Genomic DNA, 15,419 nt, shown 5'->3' on the forward strand with positions numbered 1-15,419 from the left:
GGTATGCCGTAGCGTCGCTTTATCAAGCCGACGGAGGACGGAGCCTGGAGCGTGCGGAGTCTCATCACCCACCTGGCAGCTCTGACGCCTGAGCAGCTCAGTGAGCTGATCGCCGCACGACCGGAGGCGCTGCTGCCGCCAGAGCCCGCGACGATGACCGAGTTGGCCGAGCGGCTGAGTGCTGCGCCGCTGATCGGCGTCGCGCTGCTCGGACTGAGCCGACGGGAGCTGCAGATCGCCGAGGCGCTGGCGGCACTGGGCGATGGATGCGACCGCGCAGTGCTGGCGGCGGCCCTCGGCGTGGCCAGCGACGACGCCGACCTGGACGCGGCGCTCGTCCGGCTGGGTGAGGTCGCCGTGGCCTGGCCGGACGGTGACCGCCTGCGCACCGTACCGCTGGGGCACGTCTGGCCGTGCCCGCTGGGTCTCGGGGCGCCGCTGTCCGCGCTGCTCACCGAGCAGCGCGCCGATGACCTGCGCCGGATCGCCCGGAGGCTCGGGGTACCCGCGGGCACGCAGAAAGCCGTCACGGTACGGAACCTGTCCGCCTGGCTGGCCGACGGCGCGAACGTCCGGAAGGTCAGCGCCACAGCCCCCGCGGACACTCAGGAGCTACTCCACCAACTCGCCTGGCAGGGCCCCTACCTCGACGAGCCGACCTACCGCTACGGTCGCCGGACAGGGCCGACCCAGTGGGCGGTGGAGCACGGACTGATCCACGTCGCCGCCCACTGGGGCGCACCCCTACAGATGCCCTGCGAGGTCGCGCTGGCGCTGCGCGGACCCGACTACCGGCTCCCGTTCGACCCCGCGCCGCCGTCCGCACCGACCAGGCCGGTCGACGGGGAGTCCGTCGAGCGGGAATCCGCCTCGACGGCGGCAACTGCGCTCGCCCGCATGGTGAACCTGCTGGAAGAGTGCGGCCGGACACCCGTCGCACCTCTCAAGACCGGCGGAGTCGGCGTACGCGAGCTGCGCCGGCTCGCCAAGGCGATCGGCGGCAGCGCGGACCACATCCGGCTGTGGCTGGAGCTCGCGATGGCCACCGGGCTGCTGGCACCGACCGAGACAGGCCTGCTACCGACCGAGGAGTACGACACCTGGTGCGATCAGCAGCCCGCAGAGCAGCTGACCGGATTGCTGGCGGGTTGGCTGTCCAGCGAGGGCGCTCCCCTGCACCAACCGGCCGGTGCGGGGCAGCCGGTGCCCGCCCTCGTCCACACGGAGGACGGCGCGGCGATGCCCCTGCTGCGAGCCGCGGTGCTCAGGGTAACCGCGGGACTGCCGCCCGGCGCTGCCGCCGCCGACGCGCAGGCCGTCATCTCGCTCGCCCGGTGGCGCAACCCGATGCTCCTGGACCATCTCGACGATGCCACCGGCCTGGTCGACGGCGTGTGGCGGGAGGCCCAGCTGCTGGGAGCGGTTGCCCACGGAGCAGTCACTGATCTCGGCAGGGCGCTCGCCGCAGACCAGCCTGAGCAGTTGGCGACCGTGCTGGATCGGCTGCTACCGCCGGCGGAAGAGACCGTCCTGCTGCAGGCCGACCTGACCGCCGTGGTCGTGGGAACCCCGTCGCGGACGCTCACCGTGGTGCTGGACGCGGCGGCGGACCGGGAGACCCGCGGTGGCGCGTCGACGTGGCGCTTCACCCCGTCCTCGATACGCCGAGCGCTGGACGCGGGCAGCAGCGAGACCGAGCTGCTCACCGCACTACGGGACCGGGCCGCCGGTGCCCGGTTACCGCAGCCACTCGCATACCTCATCAGCGATACGGCCCGGCGGCACGGCGCGATCCGGGTCAGGCCGGTCGCCTGCTGCCTGCGCAGCGACGACCCGGTGCTCCTGAAGGAGATCCTGCACGCCCGCTCACTGAGCACACTGGGCCTGACGCTGCTCGCGCCGACCGTGGTGGCCAGCACCGCCCCCATCGCGGAAACCCTGACCGCTCTCCGCAACGCCGGCTACGCACCCGTCGGAGAACACCCCGACGGCACGGTGGCGGTGGAACGCCCCAGCCGGCAACGAGCTGTGCCGCTACCAGGGGCCTCCGATGTAGTCACGGCACCCCTGCCGCCTCCTGGACCACATGACCCGGGTGCGCTGGACGAGCTGCTCGCGGAGCTGTTCGAGGACGCCGACGAATGCCACCCACTCAGCAGTTACCTGATCCCGACACAGCCCGGTCCGCTGTCCACCAGCGAGCCCGCAGACCTCGCCCGCCGCCTGCTACGCGACGCCGCTGCCCGACGCACTTCGAGGCGGTGAATTCATTGCGAACCTGTCGGGCTCGTAAATTCGGTGCGGGTCTGTGGCGTGCGCCTTTATGTGAGGTCTGCCCCGGCGGTAGCGGCAACGATGGGCTCATGACCGCTTCGCTGGTGTACCTGCTCCTGCGCCAGATCTTGCAGATGCTCACCAGCTCGCCCGCGACGGCGGCGCGAAAGACGTCGAACTGCTCGTGTTGCGCCACCAGGTGGCGGTGCTGCGCCGGCAGGTGCACCGCCCCGATCTGCAGCCCGAGGACCGGGTGGTGCTGGCGGCGTTGGCACGGCTGCTGCCCCGACCACAATGGTCAGCGTTCTTCGTCACCCCAGCAACGCTGCTGCGCTGGCACCGGCAACTGATCGCCCGACACTGGACCTATCCGCATGCGAGGCCCGGCCGGCCACCGGTCGACCGGGAGCTTCGCGAGCTGGTGCTGCGTCTGGCCGCGGAGAACTCGACATGGGGGCATCGCCGCGTGCAGGGTGAGCTGGCTGGTCTGGGTTACCGGATCGCGGCCAGCACGGTCTGGAAGATCCTGCACCGGGCCGGCGTCGACCCGGCTCCCCGCCGGACCGGACCCACCTGGCAGCAGTTCCTGACTGCCCAGGCCCACACGATGCTGGCGTGTGACTTCTTCACGGTCGACACTGTGCTCCTCAAACGGACCTACGTCCTGTTCTTCATCGAGCTCGCCACCCGCCAGGTCCACGTTGTCGGCGTCACCGCACATCCCACCGGCGCCTGGGTGGCGCAGCAGGCCCGGAACCTGCTGATGAGTCTCGACCAGAGCGCCGACGGGCTGCGGTTCCTGCTGCGTGACCGGGACGCGAAGTTCACCGCGGCGTTCGACACGGTGTTCACCGCCGCCGGTATCGATGTGCTCCGCACACCACCACAGGCGCCGAGGGCGAACGCCTTCGCGGAACGCTGGGTCGGCACGGTACGACGCGAGTGCACCGACCGGATGCTCATCGTCGGCGAACGGCACCTGTCGAGCGTCCTGACCGAGTACGCCGCCCACTACAACGGCCACCGGCCACACCGATCGCTCGGCCAGCAACCACCGAACCCACCATCGCAGGTCGTCGACCTCACCGCCGCCCGCGTTCAACGACGGCCGATTCTGGGCGGGCTGATCAACGAATACACGCAGGCCGCGTAGCCGAAACCCGATTTACGAGCCCCACAGGATCCGGCACGCTCTGGCAGCAGCTCAGCGGCACGCCCGACGCCGCACTGGGTCGCCTGATCGGGCGGACCCGGGCCGCACTGCTGAGCGGGCTGACCGAACCCGCGAGGACGACCACGCTCGCCCACCGGCACGCTCTCGCCCCGGCCACCGTCTCGGAACACCTGACGGTGCTGCGCGACGCCGGGTTCATCATCGGCGAACGCCACCGGCACGAGATCCGCTACCGGCGTTCGGCGCTGGGCACCGCCGCGGTCGACCGGCAGTCTTGAGCGCCCACATCTGCCGCCGATCGTGCGCGCTGGGGCCTCGGCACACCGGTCACGCTGTGTCGGTCAGCCTCGGTGCGGTTCCCTTGCGGACGTAGCCGATGAGCGGACGCCTCGGGGTTGATCGCTGTGCCGAGCAACATGCGCGGGGTGTCGGGGAGGGCACGGGAGCTGGTCAGGTGCGCATCTGCGAGTGCGGTGGCCCGCCGACGGTGAACAGGTCGCCGGGCTGGCACTGTAGCGCGTCGCACAGCGCGGTGAGCGTGCTGAAGCGCACGGCCCGGGCTCGTCCGTTCTTGAGCACGGAAAGATTCGCGAGCGTGATACCGACCCGGTCGGCGAGTTCGGTCAGCGTGAGCCCACGCTCGGCGATCAGTTTGTCGATGTGTACCTCGACGCGATGCTCATCGTCGGGCGGCATCACACCACCTCGTCGAGTTCGGCGCGTAGCGTCTGCCCGCGGCGCACGACCTCGCCGATCGCGAGCATCCCGAAGCCGGCGAGGAACCACACCGCCGGGGCGCCGAGATCGAGCGTGGCGCGTGGTCCGCTGGTCGTGACGGTATCGCTAAGCGCGAACCGGGCGATGAACTCCACCGCCCACGCAGCGGGGCCGCCGACGACAAGCAGCCAGCCGAGCGCCCGGAGGCGACTGACCGTGGCACCGGTGAACGGATCGTCGCGGCGCGCCCTGGCGACCAACCGCCACAGCAGCACGAGCATCGTCGTGGTCAGCGCATAGCTGGGAAGCGTCGCGGCGGTCGCCAAACTGCGTTGGACACCGGTGGGGTGCTCGACTCGCAGGAAAATGCTGGCGTCGGCGTCGATAGTCGCGCCGGGGCGCGCGTTGACCAGAGCGTCGGGACGCAGGACGTCCCCGCTCGGCACGGCGATGTCAAACAGCTGGCCGGTCAGCGTCGCGATCGCGCTCGCGATGCCCACGACGCCGCTCACCACCATGGCAACGAGCAGCAGCCCATGCAGTTCACGCAACCAGTCAGTTCGACGCAGTGACTCACGGACGTTCACCTTGACCTCCTTATCGATTACCGATACCTCGATAATCGATAAGGAGCGCACACCTGTCAACCCCGTAGCGGTGTCGTCGGTCATCCACTTCTGCCGCTGACAGGGCGGGCGGCTCTGTGCCCCTGCGGGCGGCTCGGCGACCGGCGGACAGCTGTGCCCGCAGGGCACAGTCAAGATGCAGGAGCAGGTTTCGAATTCCTACACTCCGCCAGCTACCCGAATTGAGAATCTGGACCCGTTGGACGTGGCATAACGACCTGAAGCGCATGCCCCGCCACAGATGGGTGAGACCCCCAGCCGGACGGCACCGGCCTGAGCTGGGCGGGAGCCGACGAACAACCTCGGGACCAACGCGGACGGCCGACCTGCGAGCGGCGCGTCGGCGGTCAGCGTCTCGACGGGCGCAGCAGTGGCAGGGGCCGGTGGGTGTGGACCAGCCACGCCTCGTATCCGTTGAGCGCGAGTAGCACCGCTATAGCCAGGGCCGCGGTCACGATCTGCGGCAGCAGCGGCGCGGCGGCGGCGACGGCGCAGCAGGCGAGCGCGGCGGTGGAACGCTGCAGGGTGGCGGCGCCGAACATCCGCCAGCGGGCGTAACAGAAGCCGAGGAGGTAGACCGCCAGACCGGGGCCCAGCAACAGCTCGGGCAGCGTGTGCGGAACGTCCATCGGGTGGGCGAGGAGCTTCTTCAGGCCGACCGCGATCAGGATGATCGCGATGACGTAGCCGAGGTGTGCGTAGCTGAACACGTCGGTGACGATCCGGGCACGCGCGGGGTCATGCTCCAGGCTGTGCCGCACCGCGGGTGCGCCGAAGTGGAAGTACGTCCACCACAGCAGGACGATCAGGGTGAACCCAAGCGCCAGGGCGAGGTAACCGGGCCCGTCGAGGTGCGCGCCGGCAGCCTGGCCGCCGACAGCGACGACGGTCTCGCCCAGAGCGATGATCAGGAACAGGCCGAACCGCTCCGGCAGGTGTGCCGTCTCGAACCTCAATCGGCTGAGGCGCCCGCGCAGCAGTCGCGGGCTGGCCACCTCGATCAGCGCCGCAGCCGACCAGGCGACGATCTGCCCCGACCCGTCGATGAGGGCGCCGAGCACAAACAGTGGCGCGACAACGAACGCCGCGACCGCGAACGGCTCCAGTAGCGGGCGGCTCGACGCCAACGGCAGCCTTCGCCACGCCGCCCACAACACGAGGCGCAGCACCGCGTACCCGATGCCGAAGGCCAGGGCACGGTCGCCGTACGCGTCGCCGACGGCGACCGAGATCAGCAGTCCGCAGCCGGCGACGCCGAACAGCACCAGCCGACCGGCGGCCCGGTCCACGAGATCGCCGGCCAGGTTAGCCAGAAGCGTGGTGCCAACCCAGCCCCACCACAGGGGTACAAACAGCAGCAGTGTTCTGGCCACCTCACCGGCATCGTGTGCGGCGGCCAGCGTCGTGGTGATCTGGGTGATGGCAAAGACCCAGATCAGGTCGAAGAACAGCTCGGCCCACGCGACCCGCTGCTCGCCGCCGGCGTGGTCGGGTGTGTCCTCGACCGCGGGCGCGGCATCGTTGAGCGGAATGGTGCTCACGTGACTGCCTCCCAGGAACTGCGGCCGGCTTCCCTGCTGGAAAGACTGCGATGTGGAAGCGTAACGGGCGCTGACGCTGCGAGAGGAGTACGCACTCTTTGGTGCCCATCGCGTCGGACCGACACGCGCGCCGCATCAGCATCACCTGCCTAGTCGCCTGGACCAAACGTGAAAAACGAGACTGCCACAGCTACTTCCAGGCCCGAACCCAGAACCAGCGGCCGTGACACCGACAACGCGCCATCCCTCGGCCGCCACTTAGCGCGGTCACCGCAGTCCGTCGCGTCCACCGCGCCGCCCGATACCGCTCATCCGCCAGCATAGAGCTGCGACCGCTGGCGCTAACCTTGGTGATTCTCGGTGATCACCAAGATGAGCCTGTCGTCAGCGTGTAGATAAGCGAAAGTGCCTCTCCTGCAAGGGAAACTTGTGTTTGCGACATCTACAGGTTTCTCTGCGAGGGAGGCACCTCCGAGGCGAGGTTTACGGCGTGGTCGAGGGATCTGCGGGTGAGCGTGGACGGTACGGGTGTGGTGTCGCATGTCGGTGCGGTGCTGCTGTGGATGCCGACGCTGGCGGGTCCGCGCTGCCGACCGGGAGCAGGCTGCGGCGTGGCCCGCCGCGGGAAATGCGGATGGCCGACTTACGCCGCAGGCGGACTTCGACCGGCGCGCCCGGATGCCAATGAGCTGTCCTGATAGGTCACACGGCGGAGTCTAGGCGTTCGCGCTGCTCGGCGGTCAACTCCAGGGACACCCCCGCGACCGCCTCGTCCAGCTGCTTGACCGTGCTGACGCCGACGATCGGCGTGGCGGCCGGGTTCCCTCCGGTCAGCCACGCCAACACCACCCGGTTGCGGTTCGTGCCGGTCTCGGCGGCGATCTCGTCTAGCACCGCGAGGCGGCGGGCGGTGCCGGGGTGGTCGTACTCCGCCGGCAATGGCTTGTCCGCGCGGGTGTAGTTGCCGCTCAGCAGCGGCGTGTACGCCCACAGCGCCATGTCCGGGTGGTGCTCCAGGTAGTGGAGCACCTCGTCGGTGACCGCACCGAACCGGTGCACCACGGTGGGCTGGGTCGCGGGGCGCGGTTGCAGGTACGTGTGGTGCTGCTGCACTGCGGTGAAGCCGGCTCCGCCGTTGTCCCGCGCGATCTGCCGGGCCCGCTCGATCTGCCAGACGGGGTAGTTGGAGCCACCGAGGCGCCCGACCGTACCCGCGGACACCAACTCGTCGAAGGCGGCGACCGTCTCTTCCAGCGGTGTGGCCGGATCGGGCTTGTGGGCCCAGTACAGGTCGACGTGGTCGATACCGAGTCGTTGGAGGCTGCCCTCGATCCCGCTCTTGATGACCCCGGCCGAGAGGCCTTCGGCCGTCTGCGGGAATCGCCCGGCCCCGGTCGGCTCGCAGCCCACCTTGGTGCTGATCTTGACGCGGTCACGGACGCCCGGGCGGCTTGCCATCCAGCGCCCGAGCACCGCTTCGCTCTGCCCGCCGTAGCCGGTCGGGTCTTCCCAGAACGCGTAGCAGTTGGCGGTGTCGATCCAGACGCCTCCGGCGTCCACGAAGCGGTCCAGGATCTCGAACGATCGGCGCTCATCGGTGAGCGTGCCGAAGCACATGGCACCAAGAGCCAAGTTTTCAATCATGTCCGTCACGGTAGGCGGATTCGGATCGGCGGTACGCTCCAATCTTGTGGCGGTTTCCCAGACCAATCTCGCGTGGACGACGCTGCTGGACGTCGGTCCTTCGGAGCGCGGCCGGCGCCGCCTGCACGATCGCCTGGCTCACGCGCTGCGCACCGCGATCAGGGACGACCGGCTGGCGGAGGGCGCCGCCTTGCCACCGAGCCGGGCGCTCGCCGAGGAACTCGGCTACTCCCGTTGGGTCGTGACGGAGGCGTACGGGCAGCTCATCGCGGAGGGTTACCTCTCCGCCCGGGTGGGATCTGCCACGCGTGTCTCATGGACACCGGACACGTCACCGGACACCGCGCCGCCGCCTCGCGCACCAGCGCGGCCACCGATCCGGTACGACCTCGCGCCCGGCCTGCCCGACCTGCGGGCGTTTCCGCGCCGCCGCTGGGCGGACGCCGTCCGGGCGGTCACCGGCTCGGCCGTCCACTATGACCTCGGCCTGCCCGACCCCACCGGGCACGCGGCGCTGCGTACCACCGTCGCACAGTACCTGCGGCGCTCGCGTGGCGCGGACGCGCACGCCGCGTCCGTGTCCGTGTCCGTGTGTGCGGGCGTCACCGACGGTCTGGTACGCACGTGCCGAGCGCTGCGCGCCGAGGGGATCGCCGACGTGGCCGTGGAAGACCCGGGTTGGGGGCGGCTGCGGGACGCCGCAACGAGCGCCGGCCTGCGCGTGCACCCGGTGCCCGTGGACCACGACGGCCTCCGCGTCGACGACCTCGCGCGTACGCCGGCCCGGGCCGTCATCGTCGGCGCGGCCCACCAGTTTCCCACCGGCACGGTGCTGTCCCCGGCACGCCGGGCACGTCTCGTGCGCTGGGCCCGCGAGGTGGACGGCTTCGTCATCGAGGACGACTACGACGCCGAGTTCCGCTACGACCACCATCCGGTCGCCGTCATGCAGGGGATGGATCCGAGCCGCGTCTTCCTCCTCGGCTCGGTCAGCAAGACGCTGTCGCCGGCCCTCGGCCTGGGCTGGCTGGTCGCGCCTGCCGTGATGACCCCGGCGCTGCGGGCGACGAACCTCGTCGCCGCCGCGCCACCGGTGCTGGACCAACTCGCCCTGGCCACCTTCATCGACCGCGGGTGGTACGACGCCCACCTGCGCGCGGCGCGGCGGCGGTTCCGCTCCCGCCGTGACCTGCTGGTCCGCACGCTCGGCGCCCAGGTGCCGGAGGGCCGGGTCGCCAGCACCGCCGCCGGGCTGCACATCCTGCTACACCTACCGGACGGCGCCGACACCCGCGGGGCGGTCAAGGCCGCGGCCGCCGCCGGGCTGCGCCTGGCGGACCTCGACGACTACCGCGCGAAGCGGTCGGCGGAGCGCGGGCTCGTCCTCGGCTACGGCAACATCAGCGACACCGACATCCCCCCGGCCGTCGCGCTCCTCCGCCAAGCCTTGCGTTCGACCGTTCCGCGGCCGCGGCCTAACGCTGACTGATTATGAGGGATGCCGATGCCGGGAGGGCTGGCGACACGGGTGATCAGCAGTCGGCACTCGCCCGGCTCGACGTGCTGTCGTCGGTGTGTAGATGAGCGAAAGCGCCTCTCCTGCAAGGGAAACTTGTGATTGCGACATCTACAGATTTCTCTACGAGGAGGCAACTCCGAGGTGCAGCTTACTGGCTGGTCGAAGGATCTGCGGGTCACCGCGGACGGTACGGGTGTGGTGTCGCACGTGGGTGCAGCGTTGTTGCGGATGCTGGCGGACCGTGCCGGGTTGACCGCGGTGTTGTCGGGTGTGCTGGGACGGCGAGGCCGGTGGCCGGTTCACGATCGGGGCCGGGTGCTGGTCGACCTGGCGGTGATGATCGCCGATGGTGGCCAGGCGATCGCGGTCTCCGGGTCCGTCAGCCGTTCGTCCAACGACTTGCGCCAGGGTATCTGGGCTCAGGGCGCTGCTCGCCTCGGCCTCCACGCAGTACTTGAAGAGGTATCGGAGGTGTGCCGGGCTGCGAGCGGTAGATGTCAGCCAGCGCCCCGAGCAGCCTGAGCTGTTCCAGCGGACCCCACGCTCGCAGCCTCCGGTTAGCCGGTTTATGACCGCTCGTCTCCTTCCCCGCAAGTTTGAAAGATTTGGATCTGGTGGGAACCTGCTGCCGATCTCAGGCGTATGCATGGTGGCGGCAAGGGGCCGCCAGTGTTCGAGGGAGAAACGATGCGGGAGACCGCTGACTTCGATGCGTTCTACGCATCGACCTCCACGCGTTCTCGGTCAGTTGTTCATGATGACGGGCAGCCGGGCTGAGGCCGAGGACGCGGTCGCGGAGGCATACGCCCGGGCCTGGCAGCAATGGCCCACGGTCAGCGCTCACGCCGCCCCGGAGGCGTGGGTTCGCACTACCGCGTACCGGATCAGCGTCAGCACGTGGCGCAAGGCGACCAACCGGCTGCTGGCGCACCGCCGTCACGGCCGGGCGGGCGACGTGCCGGGGCTCACCCCGGACCACGTCGCCCCGGTTGACGCGTTAGGCCGCATCCCCGCCGACCAACGCCGCGCGATCGTCCTGCGCTACTACGTCGGCATGTCGATCGACGAAATCAGCCAGGAAACCGACTGCCCGGTCAATACCGTCAAGACCCGCCTGGCCCGCGCCCGCAAGGCCCTGGCCAGCAAGGTCTCCGAGTTCGCCGACGAATCAGCCAGCACCTCACAGTTGGGGGCGCGCAGCAATGCCTGACCAGTTCGTAACCATGCTCACTGATATCGCTAAGGCAGCCGAGGAGGCCGGCCCGATGCGGGCGTCGTCTTTGATCCGCCAGCGCGGCGACCAGCGCCGCAACCGCCACCGCGCCGCGGTCGGCGTGCTGTCCGCCGTCGCGGTGGGTGCCATTGTGGCCACCGGCTCCTTCCTTGTGATGCACCGCACCGCCAACAACCTGCCCGCCGTTCTCCCCAGCGGCGCCGCCAGCCCAACCGCTACAGCAGACCCCACGGCCACGGCACCGTCGGCCACACCGACTCCGCCCCCAGCCGCGACGGCGTCGCCCCTGACGGCGGTAGCGGCCGCCCTGCTGACGCCGGCGGACTTCGGTCCGGGCTATGCGGTTGACTCGGACGGGCCGGCCGATCCGGGAGCCGTGCGGTTCGTCTCCGCCTGCCCGAGCTGGCGGCCGCCGGCCGGCACCGCGGAGGGCCAGGTCGTGGCCGGGTCGGCCCGCACCTTCCGCGCCCCGCGCGGCCATTACGACGCCCTCCAGGTGCTGAGGTACGCCGGCGACGGCGCAGCCGCCGCGATGGAGTACGCGCAACGGAGGCTGACGGCGTGTGCCCGGTACGAGGAAGCAGCCGACCCCGGGGTGACCGTCGCGACGACCTGGACCGTGCTGGGCAACGGCTTCGCCGGCGCCGACTCCCTCGCGGTGCGGCAGCGTATCGAGCGCAATGGCATGCTCTCCAACGTGGATTTCCATCTGCTGGTGCGGCAGGGTGACCTCCTGGCGTACATCTGGCTGAGCGACCAACGGTGGACCGAGGAGGCGCTTCGCGCGCTGGGCGACCGGGTCGCAGCCCGGCTCTGCGCGGCAACCGAAGCCTGCTGACCGGCACCCGGACAATCCCGCGCGGGGGACCCCAGCCGCACGCGCTAGCTAGCGCGGCTTCGACCCCGCCGGGCCCCTCCACCAGAACGCAGCGGCAGCGCCAGCCGACACGGCGGTCAGCGCCAAAGCGCTATTAATAACAAACCCGAGGCAACCGTCCTCAACTCGCCATGACCGCGCTCATCGCGGCAGATGAGCATGCGCGACGAAGGCGGCGATCGTGGTGTGACGGTGAGGGATCACTTCGTTCGTGGCTGTCTTGGCGCAGTGCTTGACAGACGTGTCACGGACGCGGTCTTGGCTGACTGGCACCGGTCAGTGATCATGCTTCGGTGAGTCAGTACTTCCAGGTTGGCGACCTGGTCCTGTGGAACCCTTCCAACCGCGTGGCGGAGCTCTTCGTCCGTACCAGTGAGGCAGTCGCCCCGCTGGTGGCCACGCCAACCGGGATCGGTGCGATGGACGCCGACGAGTACGAAGTTGATCTGGACGTCTTTGTCGGCTTCGTTGACGCCATGGTCAAGCAATACCTGTCCTCCAGCCACGCGATTCTGAGGTCTTTGCTGGAGGGCTTCCTCGCCACCGCGCTCGTTCTTGTCGACCGTGCTGGCCGCGCTGTACCTTCGCTGCACGCACGTGCCACGCTGGACCCACGGGATATCTCGGTGGGCCCTGGCGGAATCGGCGCGCTGGGCGACCCAGTCCGTCTGCGGGAACTTGCCGACGCTCTGGCCCGCGCCATGCCACGCTGACGCGACACACCACCACCATGACGTGGGCTGACTGCATCTCGCCTCAAACGCACGCTCATCGCTGTTCCGAACGGCGAGCAGCCAGCGCCGCGGTCACCCTGCGTGCCGCACGGATCGCAGCAGATGAGTGCGTGTTGTTGCCTACCTGGATGGGTCAAGGTCGGATGTCGGTGGATGGATGCCGGGGTCGCAACCCGCCGCTGCCGGCATCGCCAGTGCGGCCGCAGTGGTGACCAGCCCGGCGAGCGTGGCGGTTTCGGCCATCACACCGATATGGCCGCGGCGTGGCACGAGCAGGAGGCGGGCGTCGGCCGCTGCCGCCAAGAACCTGCGCTCGTCCGCGCGGAACGGGTCACGGGCACCGTTGAACAGCAGCGTCGGTCCCGGATAGCGACGGAGCTCCCCGATCACGTCCAACGCGGACACTGCTGCGACCACCTCAGGCATCACCGCGCATCGCACGCCTCCGGCGACCATTGCCTCGGCGGTCGGAGCCGGCAGCGCCCGGCGGAAGCTGCTCACGGTGAGCGGGTCTGCGATATCCGGACGGCTTGCCGCGAGCCGGGCCATGAGGCGGTACGCGGTACGGAATGCGCCCTGTGGCCGCACGGTACAGCCGCCCACGACGAGGGCCGCGACCCGGTCCGGGTGTCGGCCGGCGGCGGCGATCGCCATGAAACCGCCGAGCGAGTGGCCGACGAGCACAGCGCGGCCGCCGACGCTGTCGATGGCGGCGACGATCGTGTTGACGGCATCGTCGACTGTGAACGGCTCGGCGTGCCGCGCCCCGTGGCCGGGCAGATCCGGCGCGACTGTGCGGCCGTGGATCAGGGCGGCGACCGGCCCCCACATGCTGCCGCTGAGCCGGATGCCGTGGACGAACACCGTCGGGACCATAACGCCTCCTCGGAAGGACCATGTACAACGCAACGTTGCGTTGCATTTGATGGTAGACTCCCACCATGACTCAGGGAAGTGGCCCTCGTCGCACCGCCGAGATCCTTGACGCGACCTTGCACCTACTCGCCGAGAACGGCTACGAAGGGCTCACGATCGAGGGTGTCGCCGAACACGCCGGCGTCAACAAGACCACTATCTACCGCTGGTGGCCGTCCAAAGCCGCGCTTGTGGGCACAGCGCTGATTGATGCGCCGTTGCTGCGGTTCGCTGTGCCAGACACCGGCAGCTTGCACGGCGATTTGGTGGCCCTCGTCCGGGCATTGATCGAACTGCTCACCGAGCCGCCATCGGCGGCCCTCGTGGTCCCCGCGCTCGGCGCCGCTGCGCAGAACCCGGAACTGGCCGGATACGCGCGGGCCTTCTTCGCCGACCGCCTCGCCAGCGAGCTGGCAATGTTCACGCGCGCCGCGGAACGCGGCGAACTGGCTACCGAGACCGATCCGATGCTCGTCGTGGACGCGCTCGCGGGCGCGGTCTGGGTCCGCGTCGTGCTGCGCCAACTCCCGGTTGAGGATGACTTTGCAGAGAAGCTCGCCTCCCTGATACACGTCGACCCTCCACGCTGAGCACGGATCCGTCAATCCGGTCCGGTGCGCTCACACGTTCCGGACCCGGCTCCGATCAGATCCGGGGTGGCGTGTGGTTGGAGTCGGTAGCCTCCCCAACCGGGACGCACGGCGGCAGGGTAAGAACAGAAGGCGCGACGACATGATCGGCTGTACTGACATCGGCAGATCAGGATGCCGAGCGGCAGCGGCCGCCGTCACGCTCCGCCACGCGCGGATCGCGGCAAACCCGGTCGTCCGACGGACCGACGTACTTCGTAGCGGCCTGCAAGGGCTCAGACTCTCGGAAACTTGCTTGATGCTATGACAATGGCGGACGTGACCGATCTGGACGCGACGGCTGTCGTCCACCAGCTCTTGGCGGCAGCGGGTAGCCGGCTGTACGAATCGCGGCTCACCGAGTTCGAACGGCTCGGTGATATCGGTTGCGATCTACTCTTCGCGGTACGCGACCGCCCGAGTGACGTTCCGATCGGCGCCAGGACGGCGCATCCCAGAGACATCGCGGAGGACGTGTGGCACGCATTCGTCGTCGCCGCACGGCGATGGCCGGATCGCTTCCTCGAGCACGTCTTGTCAAATCCAGCCCTGCACGACGACATCGAGATCCTCGACGCTCTCGGCGAGGTGGACCGGCCGGCAGCACGAGCACTGCTCGTCGCCGCGGTCAACCAGCGCCGCACCGGCCACGCCTTCGGCCGCAGGTACGCCATCGGATCGCTGATCCGGCTGGCCGATCCACAGGTACCGGACCTGCTGGTCAGACTGGTGAAAGACCGGGACTCGTCCGTGAGGTTCGCGGCCGTCACGGCTGCCATTGAGCACGGCGACGCCCGTTCGCTGCCCGCCTTGCAGCACATCTCCGAAGCGGTGAAGACAGCTTTGGGGACCCGGGAGTTTGCCCTGGACGCGATCGAAGCGATCGCCGTACGGGAAGGCCTGACCAACCTCATCCCGCCATCCGACCAACGCCGCCTCGTCGAGCTGCGCCGACCGGCAACCCGAACCGCGGCCATCACGGTGCAGGAGGTCTTCGTACCGTCCGTAGGAGTCCACGTCACCGCCGGTGAGGAAGTAACCCGGCTACAGGTGAGGCGCCGCATCCATCACGTCAAGGCACCGTGCGACGGTGTGGTGGTATCAATCGGCGTTTCACCCAGCCGAGAGCCGCCGCCGATCATGTTCCGAATCAGCACGTCACATACGACACTGGTTCCACACGTGAACTCCGGCCAAGGACGACAGTCGGCTGGCAAACGATCATGAATCCGGCAGCGCGGCGGTCGGCATAGCGGTCGGGCGGCGCTCCCGGTGAGCCCGACCTGGATTCCCGCGGCATAGCCGTCCTTCTGCATGCGGGCTCGCGGATGGATCTGATCCACGGGTGACGCCCGCTCATCGACAGTCTCGACCGGCGGCCCACCGGCGTTTGAGTCACGTTGCGTAACGCGCGGCTCGCGGCTCGCGGCAGAAGCGTATACCTGATTATGCTGGCGGATGTGACGGCGTAGTGCCTGGGCTTTCTCGATGGCGGCGATGCGCTCGGTTGTGACGCAGCGGCGATCGCGGTCCGG

At 69.4% G+C, this 15,419-nt stretch carries 13 protein-coding genes and 1 pseudogene; 9 read left to right on the forward strand and 5 right to left on the reverse strand.

The genetic code is table 11. The features are described from left to right. Positions 1-51: 51 nt before the first annotated feature. Entirely contained in the window at positions 52-2,265 is a 2,214-nt protein-coding gene (locus tag ACTWO6_RS22185) for a helicase-associated domain-containing protein (protein WP_446215729.1), read from the forward strand. A gap of 193 nt (positions 2,266-2,458) precedes the next feature. Further along, positions 2,459-3,427, forward strand: coding sequence for an integrase core domain-containing protein (locus ACTWO6_RS22190; RefSeq protein ID WP_446215730.1), 969 nt, complete (start codon positions 2,459-2,461; stop codon positions 3,425-3,427). Positions 3,428-3,898: 471 nt separating this feature from the next. On the opposite strand, the gene ACTWO6_RS22195 is transcribed toward ACTWO6_RS22190, so the two are convergent. The 4 genes from ACTWO6_RS22195 to ACTWO6_RS22210 form a co-directional block, all read right to left on the reverse strand. Next, positions 3,899-4,144, reverse strand: coding sequence for a helix-turn-helix domain-containing protein (locus ACTWO6_RS22195; protein ID WP_446215731.1), 246 nt, complete (start codon positions 4,142-4,144; stop codon positions 3,899-3,901). Then, positions 4,144-4,836 (reverse strand): DUF2975 domain-containing protein, encoded by a 693-nt coding sequence (locus tag ACTWO6_RS22200; protein WP_446215732.1) that lies wholly within the window; start codon positions 4,834-4,836, stop codon positions 4,144-4,146. The genes ACTWO6_RS22195 and ACTWO6_RS22200 overlap by 1 nt, the downstream gene beginning before the upstream one ends. Positions 4,837-5,138: 302 nt before the next feature. Beyond that, positions 5,139-6,332: a low temperature requirement protein A gene (locus ACTWO6_RS22205; protein ID WP_446215733.1), complete on the reverse strand. Its 1,194-nt coding sequence runs from the start codon at positions 6,330-6,332 to the stop codon at positions 5,139-5,141. Positions 6,333-7,034: 702 nt separating this feature from the next. Beyond that, the gene (locus ACTWO6_RS22210) at positions 7,035-7,976 is read right to left on the reverse strand and encodes an aldo/keto reductase (RefSeq protein ID WP_446215734.1); all 942 of its coding nucleotides are present in this window, start codon (positions 7,974-7,976) and stop codon (positions 7,035-7,037) included. Positions 7,977-8,022: 46 nt separating this feature from the next. Here ACTWO6_RS22210 and pdxR point away from each other — a divergent pair, with 46 nt between their 5' ends. The 5 genes and pseudogenes from pdxR to ACTWO6_RS22235 all read left to right on the forward strand — a co-directional run bounded on the left by pdxR (position 8,023) and on the right by ACTWO6_RS22235 (position 12,319). Continuing rightward, a complete protein-coding gene (gene pdxR, locus ACTWO6_RS22215; protein WP_446215735.1) occupies positions 8,023-9,465 on the forward strand; it encodes a MocR-like pyridoxine biosynthesis transcription factor PdxR in 1,443 nt (480 codons plus the stop codon). Between the two features lie 171 nt (positions 9,466-9,636). Then, positions 9,637-9,861: pseudogene (locus ACTWO6_RS22220) on the forward strand (IS1380 family transposase); the annotation flags it as partial. A 388-nt stretch (positions 9,862-10,249) separates the two neighbouring features. Next, complete coding sequence (locus ACTWO6_RS22225; protein WP_446215736.1) at positions 10,250-10,705, forward strand: RNA polymerase sigma factor; 456 nt, start codon at positions 10,250-10,252, stop codon at positions 10,703-10,705. Then, the gene (locus ACTWO6_RS22230) at positions 10,698-11,567 is read left to right on the forward strand and encodes a hypothetical protein (protein WP_446215737.1); all 870 of its coding nucleotides are present in this window, start codon (positions 10,698-10,700) and stop codon (positions 11,565-11,567) included. The genes ACTWO6_RS22225 and ACTWO6_RS22230 overlap by 8 nt, the downstream gene beginning before the upstream one ends. Positions 11,568-11,899: 332 nt before the next feature. Beyond that, positions 11,900-12,319, forward strand: coding sequence for a DUF6086 family protein (locus ACTWO6_RS22235; RefSeq protein ID WP_446215738.1), 420 nt, complete (start codon positions 11,900-11,902; stop codon positions 12,317-12,319). A gap of 141 nt (positions 12,320-12,460) precedes the next feature. Here the strand turns inward: ACTWO6_RS22235 and ACTWO6_RS22240 are convergent, their stop codons facing one another. Next, positions 12,461-13,216, reverse strand: a complete 756-nt coding sequence (locus tag ACTWO6_RS22240; RefSeq protein WP_446215739.1) for an alpha/beta fold hydrolase — start codon at positions 13,214-13,216, stop codon at positions 12,461-12,463. Positions 13,217-13,281: 65 nt separating this feature from the next. Between ACTWO6_RS22240 and ACTWO6_RS22245 the strand changes: the two genes are divergently transcribed. Together ACTWO6_RS22245 and ACTWO6_RS22250 are read left to right on the forward strand one after the other, a co-directional pair. Then, the gene (locus ACTWO6_RS22245; protein ID WP_446215740.1) at positions 13,282-13,845 is read left to right on the forward strand and encodes a TetR/AcrR family transcriptional regulator; all 564 of its coding nucleotides are present in this window, start codon (positions 13,282-13,284) and stop codon (positions 13,843-13,845) included. Between the two features lie 318 nt (positions 13,846-14,163). Continuing rightward, entirely contained in the window at positions 14,164-15,111 is a 948-nt protein-coding gene (locus ACTWO6_RS22250; RefSeq protein WP_446215741.1) for a HEAT repeat domain-containing protein, read from the forward strand. The last annotated feature ends 308 nt before the right edge of the window (positions 15,112-15,419 follow it).

The sequence above is a fragment of the Micromonospora sp. IBHARD004 genome (assembly GCF_052814115.1).